Annotated in this window: 15 protein-coding genes; 7 read left to right on the forward strand and 8 right to left on the reverse strand. The window is 39.5% G+C overall.

The features are described from left to right. Window positions 1-91 precede the first annotated feature (91 nt). Window positions 92-646, forward strand: coding sequence for a hypothetical protein (locus ID47_RS06505; RefSeq protein WP_038465026.1), 555 nt, complete (start codon window positions 92-94; stop codon window positions 644-646). Window positions 647-1,036: 390 nt separating this feature from the next. Here the strand turns inward: ID47_RS06505 and ID47_RS06510 are convergent, their stop codons facing one another. From ID47_RS06510 to fliI, 4 genes are all read right to left on the reverse strand, one after another. Continuing rightward, the gene (locus ID47_RS06510; RefSeq protein ID WP_038465028.1) at window positions 1,037-1,993 is read right to left on the reverse strand and encodes an acetyl-CoA carboxylase carboxyltransferase subunit alpha; all 957 of its coding nucleotides are present in this window, start codon (window positions 1,991-1,993) and stop codon (window positions 1,037-1,039) included. 51 nt (window positions 1,994-2,044) lie between these two features. Beyond that, on the reverse strand, window positions 2,045-3,001 hold the full coding sequence (locus ID47_RS06515; RefSeq protein ID WP_051908696.1) for a site-specific tyrosine recombinase XerD: 957 nt from the start codon (window positions 2,999-3,001) through the stop codon (window positions 2,045-2,047). Next, window positions 2,961-3,386 (reverse strand): hypothetical protein, encoded by a 426-nt coding sequence (locus tag ID47_RS06520; RefSeq protein ID WP_038465030.1) that lies wholly within the window; start codon window positions 3,384-3,386, stop codon window positions 2,961-2,963. The genes ID47_RS06515 and ID47_RS06520 overlap by 41 nt, the downstream gene beginning before the upstream one ends. 88 nt (window positions 3,387-3,474) lie before the next feature. Further along, window positions 3,475-4,779 (reverse strand): flagellar protein export ATPase FliI, encoded by a 1,305-nt coding sequence (gene fliI, locus ID47_RS06525; RefSeq protein WP_420887372.1) that lies wholly within the window; start codon window positions 4,777-4,779, stop codon window positions 3,475-3,477. A 169-nt stretch (window positions 4,780-4,948) separates the two neighbouring features. On the opposite strand from fliI, the gene ctrA reads away from it, so the two are divergent. Next, window positions 4,949-5,734, forward strand: coding sequence for a response regulator transcription factor CtrA (ctrA, locus tag ID47_RS06530; protein ID WP_038465033.1), 786 nt, complete (start codon window positions 4,949-4,951; stop codon window positions 5,732-5,734). A 136-nt stretch (window positions 5,735-5,870) separates the two neighbouring features. Here the strand turns inward: ctrA and ID47_RS06535 are convergent, their stop codons facing one another. The 4 genes from ID47_RS06535 to ID47_RS11800 form a co-directional block, all read right to left on the reverse strand. Then, the gene (locus ID47_RS06535; protein ID WP_156956689.1) at window positions 5,871-6,311 is read right to left on the reverse strand and encodes a hypothetical protein; all 441 of its coding nucleotides are present in this window, start codon (window positions 6,309-6,311) and stop codon (window positions 5,871-5,873) included. A gap of 243 nt (window positions 6,312-6,554) precedes the next feature. Then, complete coding sequence (locus tag ID47_RS11795) at window positions 6,555-6,911, reverse strand: helix-turn-helix domain-containing protein (protein ID WP_051908697.1); 357 nt, start codon at window positions 6,909-6,911, stop codon at window positions 6,555-6,557. Window positions 6,912-6,974: 63 nt separating this feature from the next. Further along, complete coding sequence (locus ID47_RS06545; RefSeq protein ID WP_038465037.1) at window positions 6,975-7,667, reverse strand: hypothetical protein; 693 nt, start codon at window positions 7,665-7,667, stop codon at window positions 6,975-6,977. A gap of 61 nt (window positions 7,668-7,728) precedes the next feature. Continuing rightward, complete coding sequence (locus tag ID47_RS11800; RefSeq protein WP_051908698.1) at window positions 7,729-8,082, reverse strand: helix-turn-helix domain-containing protein; 354 nt, start codon at window positions 8,080-8,082, stop codon at window positions 7,729-7,731. Window positions 8,083-8,627: 545 nt separating this feature from the next. On the opposite strand from ID47_RS11800, the gene ID47_RS13910 reads away from it, so the two are divergent. From ID47_RS13910 to ID47_RS13495, 5 genes are all read left to right on the forward strand, one after another. Further along, entirely contained in the window at window positions 8,628-8,849 is a 222-nt protein-coding gene (locus ID47_RS13910) for an F-box protein (RefSeq protein ID WP_198022253.1), read from the forward strand. Next, window positions 8,833-10,488, forward strand: a complete 1,656-nt coding sequence (locus tag ID47_RS06560; RefSeq protein WP_038465041.1) for a hypothetical protein — start codon at window positions 8,833-8,835, stop codon at window positions 10,486-10,488. Before ID47_RS13910 ends, ID47_RS06560 begins: the two co-directional genes overlap by 17 nt. A gap of 287 nt (window positions 10,489-10,775) precedes the next feature. Then, window positions 10,776-11,681 carry a LysR family transcriptional regulator gene (locus ID47_RS06565; protein ID WP_038465043.1) on the forward strand — a complete coding sequence of 302 codons (906 nt, stop codon included), beginning with the start codon at window positions 10,776-10,778 and terminating at the stop codon, window positions 11,679-11,681. Between the two features lie 230 nt (window positions 11,682-11,911). After that, window positions 11,912-13,375: an NAD(P)/FAD-dependent oxidoreductase gene (locus ID47_RS06570; protein WP_038465045.1), complete on the forward strand. Its 1,464-nt coding sequence runs from the start codon at window positions 11,912-11,914 to the stop codon at window positions 13,373-13,375. 619 nt (window positions 13,376-13,994) lie between these two features. Continuing rightward, on the forward strand, window positions 13,995-14,834 hold the full coding sequence (locus ID47_RS13495) for a sensor histidine kinase (protein WP_232223213.1): 840 nt from the start codon (window positions 13,995-13,997) through the stop codon (window positions 14,832-14,834). The last annotated feature ends 1 nt before the right edge of the window (window position 14,835 follow it).

Genomic DNA, 14,835 nt, shown 5'->3' on the forward strand with positions numbered 1-14,835 from the left:
TAGAAGAGAAAAAGAAAAAGGTTTTAGCTTTTATTTTCTTAAGAAATTTAATTAACTTTAAAGGGAAATCAATACTTATGGAGGAAATCAGATGCGTACAGATTCTATGACAGTATTTGAAAATAATAATGTAATTATAGCAGCCTTTAAAAACCCCAAAGATGCTGAATCTAATTACCAAAGGTTAATAGATGCAGGGTATGAACAAGAGGCCATAAGTATAATAATGTCTGAGGATATTCATAATGAATACTTTTCTGACAAGGAAAATGTAACCCCCCAGACCATTGGCAATCAATCCTTAGAAGGACTAGGAATCGGTGCTGCCACGGGTGGTATTGTAGGCGGCATCGCAGCAGCCATTGCTGCTATGGGAACAGTCCTATCCTTGCCAGCGCTTGGATTGACAATCAGTGGACCATTAGTAGCGGCCTTAGCAGGAGTTGGAGCTGGCGCCACAACAGGTGGTTTAGTAGGGGCTTTAGTAGGATTAGGCTTAGCAGATGAAAAAGCCCAAACCTTAAAAGAAATGGTAGAGAACGGCTCTATTGTTCTGATTGTTAAAATAGATAATGATGAGGACCGAAATTTAATCCTCAATAATTTAGATGCACCTAACCTTACTCATGAACAATTGATGGCCTAAGTTAAGATATTAGATAACAAAGACCCCTCTCCCCGGGCTTGACCCGGGGTCTCGAGATCATAAGGGCACACGCTTACCATCTCAAGATCCCGGCTCTTCGGCCGGGAATAGAAAGAAAGGTGAGTATGGCCGGGAAGAGGAAGAAAGGTGAGTATGGCCGGGAAGAGGAAGAAAGGTGAGTATGGCCGGGAATAGAAAGAAAGGTGAGTGCAGGCGAGAAAGGGAAGTTTTTTCCGGGCAACCGAAGGGCGACCCGGAATCTCGCTATCATAAAAGCAATCGCCTGTCAGCTCGAGTTCCCGGCTCTACGGCCGGGAAGAGAGTGAAAAATCCATAAATCATAGGGGCACTCTAAAGATGAGATAGCCTTACAAGCACTCAGGAAAAAGATCAATTCAAGCCACGAGACCCCATAGCTAAGAATTTATCATACCGATGACGTAGGAGGGCCTCGCCATCCATATTAGAAAATGTATTAATATAGTGTTCGATTTCCCGGGCAACTGTATTGACCACGGTTTCAGGAGATCGATGGGCACCCCCAACCGGTTCAGGCAAAATTTTATCAGTTATCCCTAACCCATACAAATCCTGAGCCGTTAGTTTTTGGGCTTCTGCTGCCTCAGCCGCTTTTGTCGCACTCCGCCATAAAATGGAAGCGCATCCTTCGGGAGAAATTACGGAATAGATTGAATGTTCAAGCATTAAAACAGCATTGGCCGCCGCAAGGGCAATCGCCCCGCCTGATCCCCCTTCCCCAATAACAATACTAATGAGAGGAACTTTGACACGCAGGCATGTTTCAATACTTCTAGCAATGGCTTCAGCTTGACCGCGTTCTTCTGCATCAATTCCTGGATAAGCCCCCGCCGTATCCACAAACGTGACGATGGGCAAAGCAAATCGATCGGCCATTTCCATCAAGCGAATGGCTTTACGGTATCCTTCAGGTTTAGCCATGCCGAAATTGTGCTTAACACGGCTTTCAAGATCGTTTCCTTTTTGCTGACCAATAACCATAACAGACTTGGACCCAATTTTACCCAGGCCACCAATGATAGCTTGATCATCAGCAAAACACCGATCCCCGGCGAGGGGTAAGAAATCCTTAATGATGCTATTTAAATAGGCAAAAAATTGCGGACGATCAGGATGACGGGCTACTTGAACTTTTTGCCACGGAGTTAGGTTCGAATAAATTTGCCGCAACATCCGATCGACTTTGGACTGCAAGCGAGAAATCTCTTCCACAATATTTAAGTCACCTTGGGATGATAAATGGCGCAATTCTTCTATTTTGCCTTCCATCTCAGCAACAGGCTTTTCAAAGTTCAAGAAAACGGCCATTGTTATTTATCCTTATTTTTCCGTGACAATCGATATAACTGTTGTTGTAACCTATTTTTGCTTTTTTGCCAATGGGTGATGTGTATTGACCAACTTAATAATGTGCTCGGCTGCCACATGCGTATAAACTTGGGTCGTTGAAATATCCACATGACCCAATAGCTTTTGAATGGACATCAGATCAGCCCCTCCTTGCAATAAATGGGTAGCAAAGGCATGCCGCAACACATGAGGAGAGATAACATCCGGGTTCAGCCCTGCTTTCATAGCCAATCCTTTAATCAACTGGAAAAATCTAATTCGCGTTAGGTATCCCTCTTTTCCATTGGAAGGGAACAACCACGGACTGGTCTTCTGGCTGGCTGGAATAAATTCATCTCTCACCCTTAAATAATCCTCTAAAGCGTCGATGGCTGGCTGCCCTAAAGGCACTAAACGTTCTCGCCCCCCCTTCCCCTTGATATGAATCATTTGAGTCCGCCGCAAGAGCTGAGGGTCTTTAGGCAAAACTGACAAGGGTAAACTCACCAATTCTGTCACACGCATCCCGCTGGAATACATAATCTCGAGCATTGCCAGCAATCTTGCCCCACACGAATCTCTTTGTTCATTGGCGGTGGTTAGCAGCAAATCAACATCGGCAATAGACATCGTTTTAGGCAGTGGCCTGCCTAGACGTGGAGATTCCACCGTCTGAGTGGGATCATGATTCATGACTGCCTCACTGAATAAAAAGCGAAAATATTTTCTAAGACATGACAATCGGCGCGCTTGAGTTGCAACCGAACTCTCTCTTTCGACCAAGCCACTTAAATAGTCTAGAATGTCATCTGTTATGATTTGATCAATGGGTTTTTGAATAAATCTATAAAAATCCTGTAAATCACGGTCATACGCCATAAGCGTATTTTTAGCGCACGCTTGTTCTGCAGCCAACATTTCGAGAAAGAGTTCAATTAAATGCCGATCATTTTGGTCGGTGATGTCGACTTTCTGCAATTTGGTCATAGAATAATTGTTCTTGCTGTTTTTGTTTTTTAGATTCTTGCATAATTTCCTTATTCTTGACGAGCTCCATTTTCTTACTTTCTTGGAAATGGTAGCGGACGTCTTCTAAACAGTCGCTAATTTGTAAATCTAATTCTTTAATTTCATGCTGTAATCTATCTAAACTTAATCGCATGTAAGCACCAAATGCAGGCATGGTGAAGGATTCCACTGGATATTGAGCCGCCACAGCACTTTCCAACCTCTCATTTTCTCTTAATTTTGCAATTTTTTCATCAAGGCTATCCCGACGGTTTTGGAGTTCCGACAACTTGAGACGCAATTGATCCAAGTCCATATCCACAAGTCGTCCCAGAATCTCAAATGACCGAATACGCTTTGGCATAATTGGCTCCCCTACAATGAAAATAAAATCTTACTGACTAAGAAATACTATGGAAAAAAGCTACAAGCATCCTACCAAAAGACGGTCGTTAAGTAATTATTTCTCGCAACTGAGAAAAACTTTGATCTAAATCAAAGGACTCCTTATGATGTTGCCCCAAGAAGGCCATCAATTTGGGGTTCATTGTAATCGCTTCATCCACTTGCGCATTACTGCCATGGCGATAGGCCCCTAAGCGAATCATGTCGGCCATGTCTTCATAAATGGATAAATATTGGCGGGCTTGAATAACCATACTTTGCTCTTCCGGCGAATGGCAAGCTGGTACCATTCGCGAAAGGCTTTTCAATATATTAATCGCCGGGTAATGACCGCGCTCAGCAATCGCCCGTTCCAAAACAATGTGTCCATCGAGAATACCGCGCACGGCATCGGCGATCGGTTCATTATGATCATCCCCATCAACCAAGACCGTAAAAAATGCTGTGATATCGCCTTGGTTGATACCCGGCCCCGCCCGTTCCAGCACACGCGCTAATTCCACAAACACGCTGGGTGTGTATCCCTTGGTTGTCGGTGGTTCGCCCGTCGAGAGACCTATTTCACGCTGCGCCATAGCTAAGCGTGTCACACTATCCATTAAGCACAGAACAGATAAGCCTTGATTACGATAATATTCTGCAACCGCCATGGTTGTATAGGCGGCACGTCGACGCATGAGAGGTGACTCATCAGAGGTAGCCACAATCATCACACTCTTTTTAAGTCCTTCTTCACCCAGCGTATCTTCAATAAATTCCCGAACTTCCCGGCCCCGCTCCCCGATTAAACCGATCACACACACATCACATTGGGTATAACGAGCCAGCATTGATAAAAGCATGGATTTCCCCACGCCTGATCCAGCAAAGACCCCAAGCCGCTGTCCTCGACATACCGTCAAAAAGGTATTAACGGCCTTTAAACCTACCCCAATTCGTTCTGACACTTTATGACGTTGATGAGCCGACGGAGGCTGTGCTCGGACAAGAACATCTTCATTTCCCTGTGGCAACAACCCTAATCCATCAACAGGTTCACCTAAACCATTTAGAACACGTCCTAACCATCCCTCACAGGGATTGAGGACTGAATCCTGAAGCTCGAAATCAACCCTTGTGCCGGGATGAATGCCATCCAAAGCCCCATAAGGCATAACGAGAACAAGGTCATCCTCGAAACCAACAATTTCTCCCAGCATCTCCCCGTCCAGAAGCTGAATCCGACACTGCACCCCGACACTAACATGCGTATTATTACCAGCCACCCGAATCAGCAATCCTTGAATCGAACGAACAACGCCATAAAGAATAATTGTGGGAACTTTTTCGATTAATTTAGAAACTGTTAACAACGACATAAATAAATTCTTTCGAGCATAAACCCGCACATTAGCTCAACTTTATCACAAAACGCAATGCCATAGTTAATAATTTATTAAAAATTTAGAAAAATCCGTTAGTTATTTAAAAATAGTTTGCTAAGCTTATACTAAGAGTTGTGTTTAGGGGGAAGAAAGCATTATGAGAATTTTACTTATTGAAGATGATTCAGCGACATCAAAAACCCTTCAGGTTATGTTGAAAAATGAAGGTTTCGTGTGTGATACAACCGATCTAGGTGAAGATGGCCTAGAAATTGGTAAGCTTTACGAATATGACTTAATTATTCTTGACCTGATGTTGCCAGACATTGATGGGTACGAGGTTCTAAAACGTCTCCGCGCCTCCAACGTCAAAACACCAACCCTCATTCTATCGGGTCTAAAAGAGATCGAGGATAAAGTGCGAGCCCTTGGTTTTGGAGCAGATGACTATATCACAAAGCCGTTTAATAAGTCAGAGCTATTAGCCCGCATTCACGCCATTATCCGTAGATCCCATGGTCATTCTGATTCCATTATCAGAACGGGGCGGATGAGCATCAACTTGCGTCAGCACACTGTTACCGTTGATGACAAAATCGTCCACCTAACGGGTAAAGAATACGCGATACTTGAGCTATTATCCTTACGCAAGGGAACAACTTTAACAAAAGAAATGTTCCTTAACCATTTATATGGCGGTATTGATGAGCCAGAACTCAAGATCATTGATGTGTTTATTTGCAAACTACGCCGTAAACTCACAGAAGCATTGGATGGCGTGGACTGCATAGCAACAGTCTGGGGCAGAGGATATGTTCTACAAGATCCTCAGCAAAAACAGTCCTCTGATGTTCGTCAAAGCAAGCCTATTACGGGATCAGAGATGCCCACAAAAGCCAAACAGGAATTAGATTCTAAATTGAGTGCAACCTCTTATAGGTAAGGCTAATATAAGGTCTATTAACTTGGCCGACCTTTCTTTGCAAACCAGCAAAAATGCAAGACTATTGGGGGGTAAATCATTATAAGATTTACCCTTCAACTTTAAATAGGAGGGTGATTTTCTTGTCTATTTAGCTTTATTCCATTGAAAATAATTCATCCATTCGTAACATTAGATTTTGATTATGAGCATTTCTAAAATTTTCATATTCCTCAAGGTTGAATCTGAGTTGTGTTTCTTCGTCCTCTGAAAAGGAAATAAAATCTCGTGTTAGTTTTCTTAGCCCAAAAGGAACTTTCTTTACGATTTTAAATCCCATAGCATCCACAGCAGCAGATTTTCCAACGTCTAACCATGACGCATTAGAATCACAAGTTAGCTCCGCAGCTTCAGTAAAGGGGATGACCTCTTTCGTTATATCCCATAAGAGTTTAATGAAATCTGAGAAAGGATTAGCGACGGGATTCAGCTTTATCATTCCAATTTTGCCCGCAAAACCCTCTCCAATGCCCATCTGCGTCCCTGAAAGATTCAGATAATTAAGATTACCAGCTAAACCAATAACTTTCCCATCCACAAAAAAATATTGGGGTGAATGAAACTGGCTGGATGCGGTAAAGGAACTTTGCCCTCCCCCTGATGGACCATTCAGGCCGCCTCCAACACTAGCCTGTGTGGTTGTGCGGCTAATCCAACTCGACAGGGGAAGGGCAGCGGATTGACGCCTCAGATATTGGTTAATCCTATACTTATCATTTATAAAATCTATATTTAAGACGGATGTTGAAAAAAACAGTATGGGAAAAAGTTCATGGCTTTCCTATTTTTTTATGATTTCGACGCTGGCAACGATCCCTCTCACCTCTTCAACCTTAAGTCGAATTTCCTCCCCCTTCAAATTTTGGCAAGACAGCCAAATGCTTTGTTCCTCCTCCGTTAGAGAGATTTCATTAAGCCCTTCGAAAAAGAAATTTGGTGTTACGCCCAGAATCTGACATAAATCATAGAGGCGACCGGGCAATATTTTAGCTAGGCCAGTTTCATATTTAGACAGCAGTTGCGGGGTCACTTTCATCAATTTAGCTAAATCCCGCTGAGTCAGTTTTAACTCTTCGCGGCGTTTCTTTAATTGCAGGCCCATATGAACCTCTATGGGTACTGTTTTAGATTGAGGCATGTGACGAATTCCTTTTCGCGTTCTTAATACATAAAATTTGATGGAAGAAAATGAATTAGATTTTTATAGAGCGGCTCTCCTTTTCAAAGCTGATGAAAAAGAGATGACATTCTTTTCAGAGGATTCAGTTTCCCTAGGATTGTTTTTCCCATGTGTGTTGAATACATCCACTGCTTGGCGATCAGCACTTTGTAAGTAACGCCTTACTAAGGAATCAGATTTTTGATAACGCCACAATTGATGCTGAAGTTGAATTTTAATGTGCTCTAAAGAATAACAAAATTGATCAGCTTCCGACGGCCAAAGCGACAAGGTTAATATCTGGCATTTTCCTTGCCGCGTCAGACAAGGTTGCACTGAAGAAAATAAGCTTTTTAATAGATCAAAATGAAAGGTTTCTTCATTTGATAAGATAAAACACATCTCGTTTTTATGAAGACTCTGTGCACAAAAGAAGAGAAGCATTAAGCTTTGGATCATCAATTCAATGAGAGCAGCATCATAGAGAGGCTGGCATTGATCCTCTAACCGATCATCTTCTTGCAGGGTGAAATTAGTTACCTGCAAAGCCTCCTCTAAGAAGTGCATTGATACGGTTAAAGAAAAGCCCGTTTGCCTTTGATGCAGCCTTAACGTTGCATCTGATAACCTTCCCTCCCCTTTAATATCATAAGAAAATAACAACTGTTGTTGCTGCCAGGTGGAAACATGCGTTTTTAATTTTTCCAGTAATGCTTTTTTATTAACAAAATTCATAACCAACCCTTTCTAAATACCTATCCATGAACCACTTAACTTTTCTAAGGAATTGGCCATTTTATAACGCCTTTACATCCATGAGGGTTCCCTCTTCCACCAACAATCGAATAGTAATTTTTTCTTTCTCCTTAACACAGATCATCTGCACCTCTTTGCCTTGAGGAGAAAAATCTTCTCGATCTACATAAAAAAAGTTCAGCGGAACTTGTAAAAAATGCCTGAGTTCCAAAAGCCGACTCGCTGGAACGCGATCGATATTTTTCTCATATTTGTGCAGTTGATTGGCACTCACGCCTAACAACTGTGCGAGCTGTTGCTGACTCAGGCCCAGGGCAAGTCGCCGTTCACGCAATTTCTTAGCAATATACAGGTCATGGGTATTATTAGCTCTTTGATGCTTTGTTAAGGTCATAATGTATCTTTCTCTAAATTAAGAATATTACATATATTCCAAATTGGAACATATCACATTATTATAGGTAACAGCAATTTGTATAATAGCAATAGAATGGGCAGAAGTTGTTGGTAATAAGACTTTTAATCTTTAGGAGAATAAAAATAATTTCTTTATAGGAATGTATTAGCGTATTTCTTAGGTGACGGCGGCCATCTTGTAAACACTTGAATGAAAAGGTACAGTTAATATAAAGCTTCCATTTAACTTAAAGCAAAAGAGCAAAATTTATTAGGCTCATGAGAGATAAGTGGCTTTTTATACTTCCTATCCCTTTTCTTCTTACAGTCCGATAAAGCATTAACAATGTCTGGCAACATAGAGAAATTTTAGAAAAAAATCTCCTTTTAACAATCAACAATAGTTCTTAAATGGCATTATGCTTAACTACCATGGTCCTTCAAAAGGAGCCTAAAAAGGGTGAGATTTCAATGATACAATCATACTTATGCAAAGTTACCTATCCCTTACTTTTCCTCATAACCCTCTCTCTTGGGTACAGTATGGAAATAGAAGAAGAGCACAGTATACTTTCTACTCAGCTAAACTTACTTAATTTGCCAGATGAAGTATCCTTGAGGGTTTTTTCATTTTTACCTTCGCCTTCTTTGGCTAATATGAGTACCACCTGTAAGAAATACTTTACTCTTACAGAAGACAAAAGATTCCTTACTCCTCATGTAAATGAACAATTAGAATCTAATAAAAATGAAAGTCCTTTCTGAAGAAGAAAATCTACAAGAATTGTTTAACCTTATAAAAGAGGATACTACGAGCGCTACAAAAGACTCTTCCCCCCCTCTGAAGAGGCGTCGAAGGAATGAGGAGGATATAAAAAAAATTACTTCTCTTATAAAATTTTCCAATCTTGTTCAGAGTTGTTGGGAGGAAATATATAGCTTACCTGAACAAGGTAACTCTCAACATTTAAAAAGAGCACTAAACTTCTCTTCACCGTGGCAATTTTTAAGTCATTTACACAAGTTCTCTCAAGCCTCAAGCAATCTCATTACTCACCTTACTCAACTCATGGAGGGTTACAACAACCCTAAGAGAGAATTTAGGAAATTACTGACTATAGGCGGGTATGCAAAAGACCTTCTTCTAGAAGAATTAGATCGCAATAAGTATCTCTCTGCAAGTCGGCTTTATTTTGGTCTGCCCCCTGAAGTCATTATTGTTATTGCCTGTAATGCTGCTTATCTTTTCCCACAAAAGATAACCGGAAAAGAGTATGTCGCTGTTGCTAAGTCATGCCTTAAATTAGAGCCTGTCGACCTAACCTTAAGAATAAAGGTAATTAAAGATAACATAGATAATCTATTTACAGAGTCTATGAAATATAAAAAAGATTATAGAGACTTTGTTGCAGCTTATCTTAAATTAAAGCCCGACACCTTATTGGCTTTGGCACCTCAGATAAAAACTTTATGGGAAAATAACCCTCATTTGGATAAATCATCAATTCAACAACTTATCAAAGTATTCAAAGTTTTACCAACTGAGACTGTTTCAAACTTTAGCATTCTTATGCAGCAGTTTTCTCAGTATTCTCCTCACCTCCATAATATTATTAACGCGTGCAAGCGCTTAAGAACAGACCAATTAATGGATGTGACAAAACATGCAAAATTCCTTTTTACTGACAATATGCATGAGCATGCTGTCTTTTGCATTCTTTCTGCTGCTAGCAATTCTTCTGCGGAGACTCTCATTCCTCTGATAAAAGCTGTTGAACAATATGCTCCTCACTTCCTTACTCAACCTTACGTCGGGTATGAATGCCTTGAAGTTTGTCTCAAATCAACTCCTCAATGGATTAAAAGTTTTATTCCTTATGCAACACCTGACCTTTTGACAGAAACTTATGAGGATGAAAGAGAAGAAATTATGAATATGAGTCTCAAATTAACACCTGAGGAGCTGAACACACGTATGGAAGCGATCAAGCGTCATAACTACCCTCGTTCCTTTGAAAAATTATTTGGAATAGAATATGGCCGTGCTTTAAAAAATTGTATAAATTTAACCGCTGAACAAATGGAAGCTATAACCACCTATGGCCCAAGCTTTTTACCCGAAAACTTATCTTATCAGATTCAGTTAAGGATTTTAAAAGCTTGTATGCGAGCCACTCCTGAACAGATTAGCACCCTCGCAACTCATATTAAGGATTTCCACTTAGAGAAAAGATCAGACTCTCTCTGGAACCTTATAATTAGCCATAGTTTAAGATTGACACCAGAAGAAATCATAAGTATTGCAAGCCAAGCACAAAATACTCTTACTCCTGAGATGAGTAGCTCAGACTTTGAAAAACATCTTAAAACACTTTTTAAAATTCCCCAGCAGTGGAGGTACTAGAAGAGGGAGAGGAAAAGGTAAGTAATATAAATTTATTGATACTCCCTTAATAACCTCAAAGGACTCCTTAATCCTTTAGGGTTAAGTATCCTGATCAATTAATATAATTAGGCGGCTCCTTGAATTCTAAAAATAAGCAAGATAAACTCAGCCAATTTAAAATCCGCAGTAAAAATGTTTCCTTTATAAGCATATATTAAATTGTTCCTGAAGCAGCGGTCGACAACTTGTCAACACGTCAATGAAAAGGTACAGTTAATATAAACCCTGAAAAAAGGCAGACAGCCATGGATAGAAATCAACTCTTAGCTTTCTACTATACCATTACCTTGGGATCGACCGGTCAAGCTGCTGATAAATTAGGATTTACAGCTTCTTGGATAACAAAACTTTTGCAAAAGCTTGAACAAGAAGTCGGACATCAGCTTTTAACAAAAAAGGGGAAACATCTAGTTTTAACTGAAAAGGGTGATATCTTTTTAAAAGATGCGAAGACGATTCTTGATCAATATGATCTTGCTTTAAAGAAAATGCAGCGGCTTTCTGATCGTGCGGAAGGGGCGTTTACTCTGTCGCTTCCGCCTTTTATCAGCAGCTTATGGCTCATTGAGGCAATAACACCTTTCTTAAATAATAACCCACAAATTTCTCTTGATATTAAAAGCTTGAGAGAAACACCCGATTTTAAGGCCGGCGAGGTAGACGTTGATATTCGGAACATCAACCCCCTCTTTCTCAACCAGGCAGAAATTAATGCTCACTATTTAACAACCTATAAGTTTCGGTTGTATGCGAGCCAGGCTTATGTAGAGGAAAAAGGCATGCCTCAAAGCATTCATGACCTTGACTCTCATACGCTAATTTCCTTTACGGAGGACGGCCTATTCCCTCACACTTATGAACCTCAAGCGATCAAATGCAAACAGCACCTGATTATTGATTGCCCCTTGGCAATTGCGCATGCTGTAGAAAATAATGTAGGGATCGGCCCTCTTCTTCCCCATATTGCCCGTCTTAGCCAGCAGTCCGTTGTTCCCATTCTCCATAATCAGCTAAGGCAGTCGCTTAATATATATTATACTTATCCGGCATCCTTAACTCAAAATCGCATGGTGCAAGATTTTTACAATTACTTGCAAAGCCTACCGGAAGATTTTCTAAAAGGCAGAGAAACTTTAATGGCTAAGAGGTAAAAAATTTTAAATCTAGACCACGATTTTTAATGTCCTTTTTTCTCAACCTTAGATTGATAGCTTCAACTGCGGGTATTGACGGATTAGGTTGATAGTAGGTATATGAGTAAGTGCTAGATTCAATAAAAATTAATGCTCTCTTTTTTAGTAAAATTAGATAGTTAACTTATAAATAAGTGTAAAATTTTAAATTATAAAAACATGAAATAAGAAATAAAAAGTAAGACCAAATGACATACGATATTATTATTATGGGGAATGGTATATTAGGTATATCTACAGCTCTTTCCTTAGCTCTCTTAGACTCCTCATTAGAGATAGGAGTTATTGGCCCTGAAAACAGAGAAGGAGGAGCGAGTGTAGCAGCAGGAGCAATGTTAAATGCTTTTGCTGAGCTTACTTCTACTTCTTTAAAATCTTATGCAGGGCAAGAAAAATTTAATCTCTCCCTTCAAGCTTCTAAACGTTGGGATTCTTGGATAGAAAGAATAAACGATTTTCTAGAACCAGCAAGCCAAGTTACCTATCAAAAAGGCACCTTCCTTCTCCTCAATTCCAAATCTGGTGTGTTAGATTCTGAAAACTTTTATTCTATTCTAAAAGCTCTCCAAGAATATAAAGAACCATATGAAGAAATTAATCCTGCACACATACCTGGCTTATATCCATTAGAAGATTGCCGCCCATTAAGGTCTTTATACCTCCCCAATGAAGGAAGTATAGATTCAGGAAAATTTATAAGGACATTAAAGGATATAGCGAGTACGCATTATAAAATTTCTTTTATTAATGAAAAGGTAAGTTCTTTTAATTTAGAAGGCCATTCAATCATCTCTGTTAATACGGAAAAAGGGGAAACTCTTAGTGCAAAAGATTTTGTTTTATCTATGGGGAGCTACAGTCAGAAATTAATTGATACTCTTCCTCAACTATCAAGAAAAATTCCCAGACTGTTAAGTGGCATGGGATGTTCTGTTGTTGTTAATCAAGACCCCCATAATATTGTTAAGCATGTTATACGAACACCAAACCGTTCTGGGGCCTGCGGATTACATGTAATGCCTCAAGGCCAGGATTTGTATATTGGTGCTACTAATAATGTTTATTGTGAACCTAAAACACAACATAAGGTTGGGTTTACCCATTTTCTTTTAGAATGCGCTTTAGAACAGATAAACCAAAACCTACATAAATCTGATATGAAAACCTGCCATACAGGAAATCGACCAGCAACCCTTGATACATTTCCTTTAATAGGCGAGACCTCTCTCAAGGGTCTCTGGTTGTTAACAGGAACCTATAGAGACGGATTTCATCAATCACCCTTTTTAGGGGATGCTCTTGCGCGAAAAATACTAGGTTTACCAAATGAATTAAATAGTATATTTGCACCCGAAAGATCGCTTATCAAAAATTTTACAAAAGAAGAAAGCATAGAAGAAGCAGTTCGCCATTATATGAGTGGAGCTTATGAACGATCTATGAAACTTCCTAAAGCTGGATGGGATGAAGTATTAAGAGATCTTATCTCTAAAAGAGTCAATTATATTTACGATAGATTAGAAACAGATTTTGGGTTAAGCCCCGATATGATCATGATGTTTGAATTTTCTGATAATTTTGAAGAGAGTTTGGATTATTTTAAAGACTATTTCCAAGGGAACCACCTTCGAAAAAATCTATCAATTCTGTAAAGAAGGAAATTAGCTGGATAAAATTTATTCGCGTACCCACTATAATGCCCTATAAATTTCTTCTGAAAAATTAAATATTTGCTAATGAATTATAGGGTCTAATACATTAAGGTATTCTTATAAGAAGCAGCTACTCATGCTAAAAAACAGCCAATTTAATATGAAATCTCTTCTTGATTTTTTTAAAAAATCCTTCCTTCTTGAATCAGAAATATCCTTAAATATTATCAAAACTTTTGGTTGGTTTGGGGTTATTAACTTTCCTCTTTTTTATCTTCTTCCCCAATACTTGAATAAAGGAAATTATGAATCATTTCTTTTAAGGAGTATTGCATTTGTCCTCTGTCTAGCTACTTCTTTTATCGACAGGTGGCCCTATAAACTGAAAAAGTTTATTCCTTTATTCTGGCATATAACCGTCATTTATTGTCTCCCATTTTTTGGGACCTACATGTTCTTAGAAAATATGGTCTCTATTTCATGGCTTACCAATATTACCATTGGATTGGTCTGGCTAGTGTTAATAACAAATTGGGTTACATTTCTCTTCTTCTTATTGATAGGCGTTTCACTAGGGGCTTTCACCCATTACCTAATCATAGGACCTACTTACCTAGATATGGAAGTTCTTGGAGGTGCTTTTGCTAATTACCTGTGGGCAGTAATCATAGCCGCTATTTTTGCTCAAAGGAAAGAAACGGTTCAAAAAGAAAAACAAAAATCTCTTAAAATGCAAGCAGCTGCTATCGCCCATGAAATGCGAACTCCGTTAGCAGCAATTGAAACAGCAGCTGAAGGGTTACAAATGCATCTGCCAACGCTTATTCATACCCAAGAAATAGCTCAAGAGAAAGACGTTGCGCAATCTTCTATTAATAAAAAGAAATTACAATCACTTGCTGAACTTCCAGATGAAATAAAAGGAACAGCGAGAAGTGCTTTCACTGTTATTGATATGCTTCTCATGAATCTAAAAGAAAATGTACCTGAAACTGTTCCAGAAAAATGTTCCATCTTGCACTGTGTTCAGACTTCTTTGCATGATTATTCTTTAAGAGAGGAAGATAAAAATCTTATCTCTGTAGAAATAAAGCAGGATTTTGAATTTTATGGCTATCCTCTCACCTTTAAGCACGTTCTATTCAATTTACTCAAAAATGCCCTTTATTATCTTAAAGCTGCAAATAAAGGAAAGATCACTATTTGGACAGAAACAGGGGATAAAGTGAACAAGTTATACTTTGAGGATACAGGAAAAGGAATTCCTAAAGACTATCTTCCGCATATTTTTGACCAATTTTCCGCTCGCACTGTTCATGGCACGGGGGTTGGCCTTGCCTTTTGCAAGATGGTTATGACTAAGTTAGGCGGCGATATTACCTGTGCCTCTGTGGAGGGAGAATTCACCAGATTCACCTTAACCTTCCCTGTTTTGATGGAAGACAAGCCGCCGTATTAAG

Origin of the sequence: Candidatus Paracaedibacter acanthamoebae (assembly GCF_000742835.1) — a bacterium.
GTDB classification, from domain to species: Bacteria; Pseudomonadota; Alphaproteobacteria; order Paracaedibacterales; family Paracaedibacteraceae; genus Paracaedibacter; species Paracaedibacter acanthamoebae.

Bases quoted from the DNA above. Each gene is read 5' to 3' on its own strand.
- ID47_RS06505 (WP_038465026.1), top strand. From the start codon at position 92: ATGCGTACAGATTCTATGACAGTATTTGAAAATAATAATGTAATTATA.
- ID47_RS06510 (WP_038465028.1), bottom strand. From the start codon at position 1,993: ATGGCCGTTTTCTTGAACTTTGAAAAGCCTGTTGCTGAGATGGAAGGC.
- ID47_RS06515 (WP_051908696.1), bottom strand. From the start codon at position 3,001: ATGACCAAATTGCAGAAAGTCGACATCACCGACCAAAATGATCGGCAT.
- ID47_RS06520 (WP_038465030.1), bottom strand. From the start codon at position 3,386: ATGCCAAAGCGTATTCGGTCATTTGAGATTCTGGGACGACTTGTGGAT.
- ctrA (WP_038465033.1), top strand. From the start codon at position 4,949: ATGAGAATTTTACTTATTGAAGATGATTCAGCGACATCAAAAACCCTT.
- ID47_RS11795 (WP_051908697.1), bottom strand. From the start codon at position 6,911: ATGCCTCAATCTAAAACAGTACCCATAGAGGTTCATATGGGCCTGCAA.
- ID47_RS06545 (WP_038465037.1), bottom strand. From the start codon at position 7,667: ATGAATTTTGTTAATAAAAAAGCATTACTGGAAAAATTAAAAACGCAT.
- ID47_RS11800 (WP_051908698.1), bottom strand. From the start codon at position 8,082: ATGACCTTAACAAAGCATCAAAGAGCTAATAATACCCATGACCTGTAT.
- ID47_RS13910 (WP_198022253.1), top strand. From the start codon at position 8,628: ATGGAAATAGAAGAAGAGCACAGTATACTTTCTACTCAGCTAAACTTA.
- ID47_RS06560 (WP_038465041.1), top strand. From the start codon at position 8,833: ATGAAAGTCCTTTCTGAAGAAGAAAATCTACAAGAATTGTTTAACCTT.
- ID47_RS06565 (WP_038465043.1), top strand. From the start codon at position 10,776: ATGGATAGAAATCAACTCTTAGCTTTCTACTATACCATTACCTTGGGA.
- ID47_RS06570 (WP_038465045.1), top strand. From the start codon at position 11,912: ATGACATACGATATTATTATTATGGGGAATGGTATATTAGGTATATCT.
- ID47_RS13495 (WP_232223213.1), top strand. From the start codon at position 13,995: ATGGAAGTTCTTGGAGGTGCTTTTGCTAATTACCTGTGGGCAGTAATC.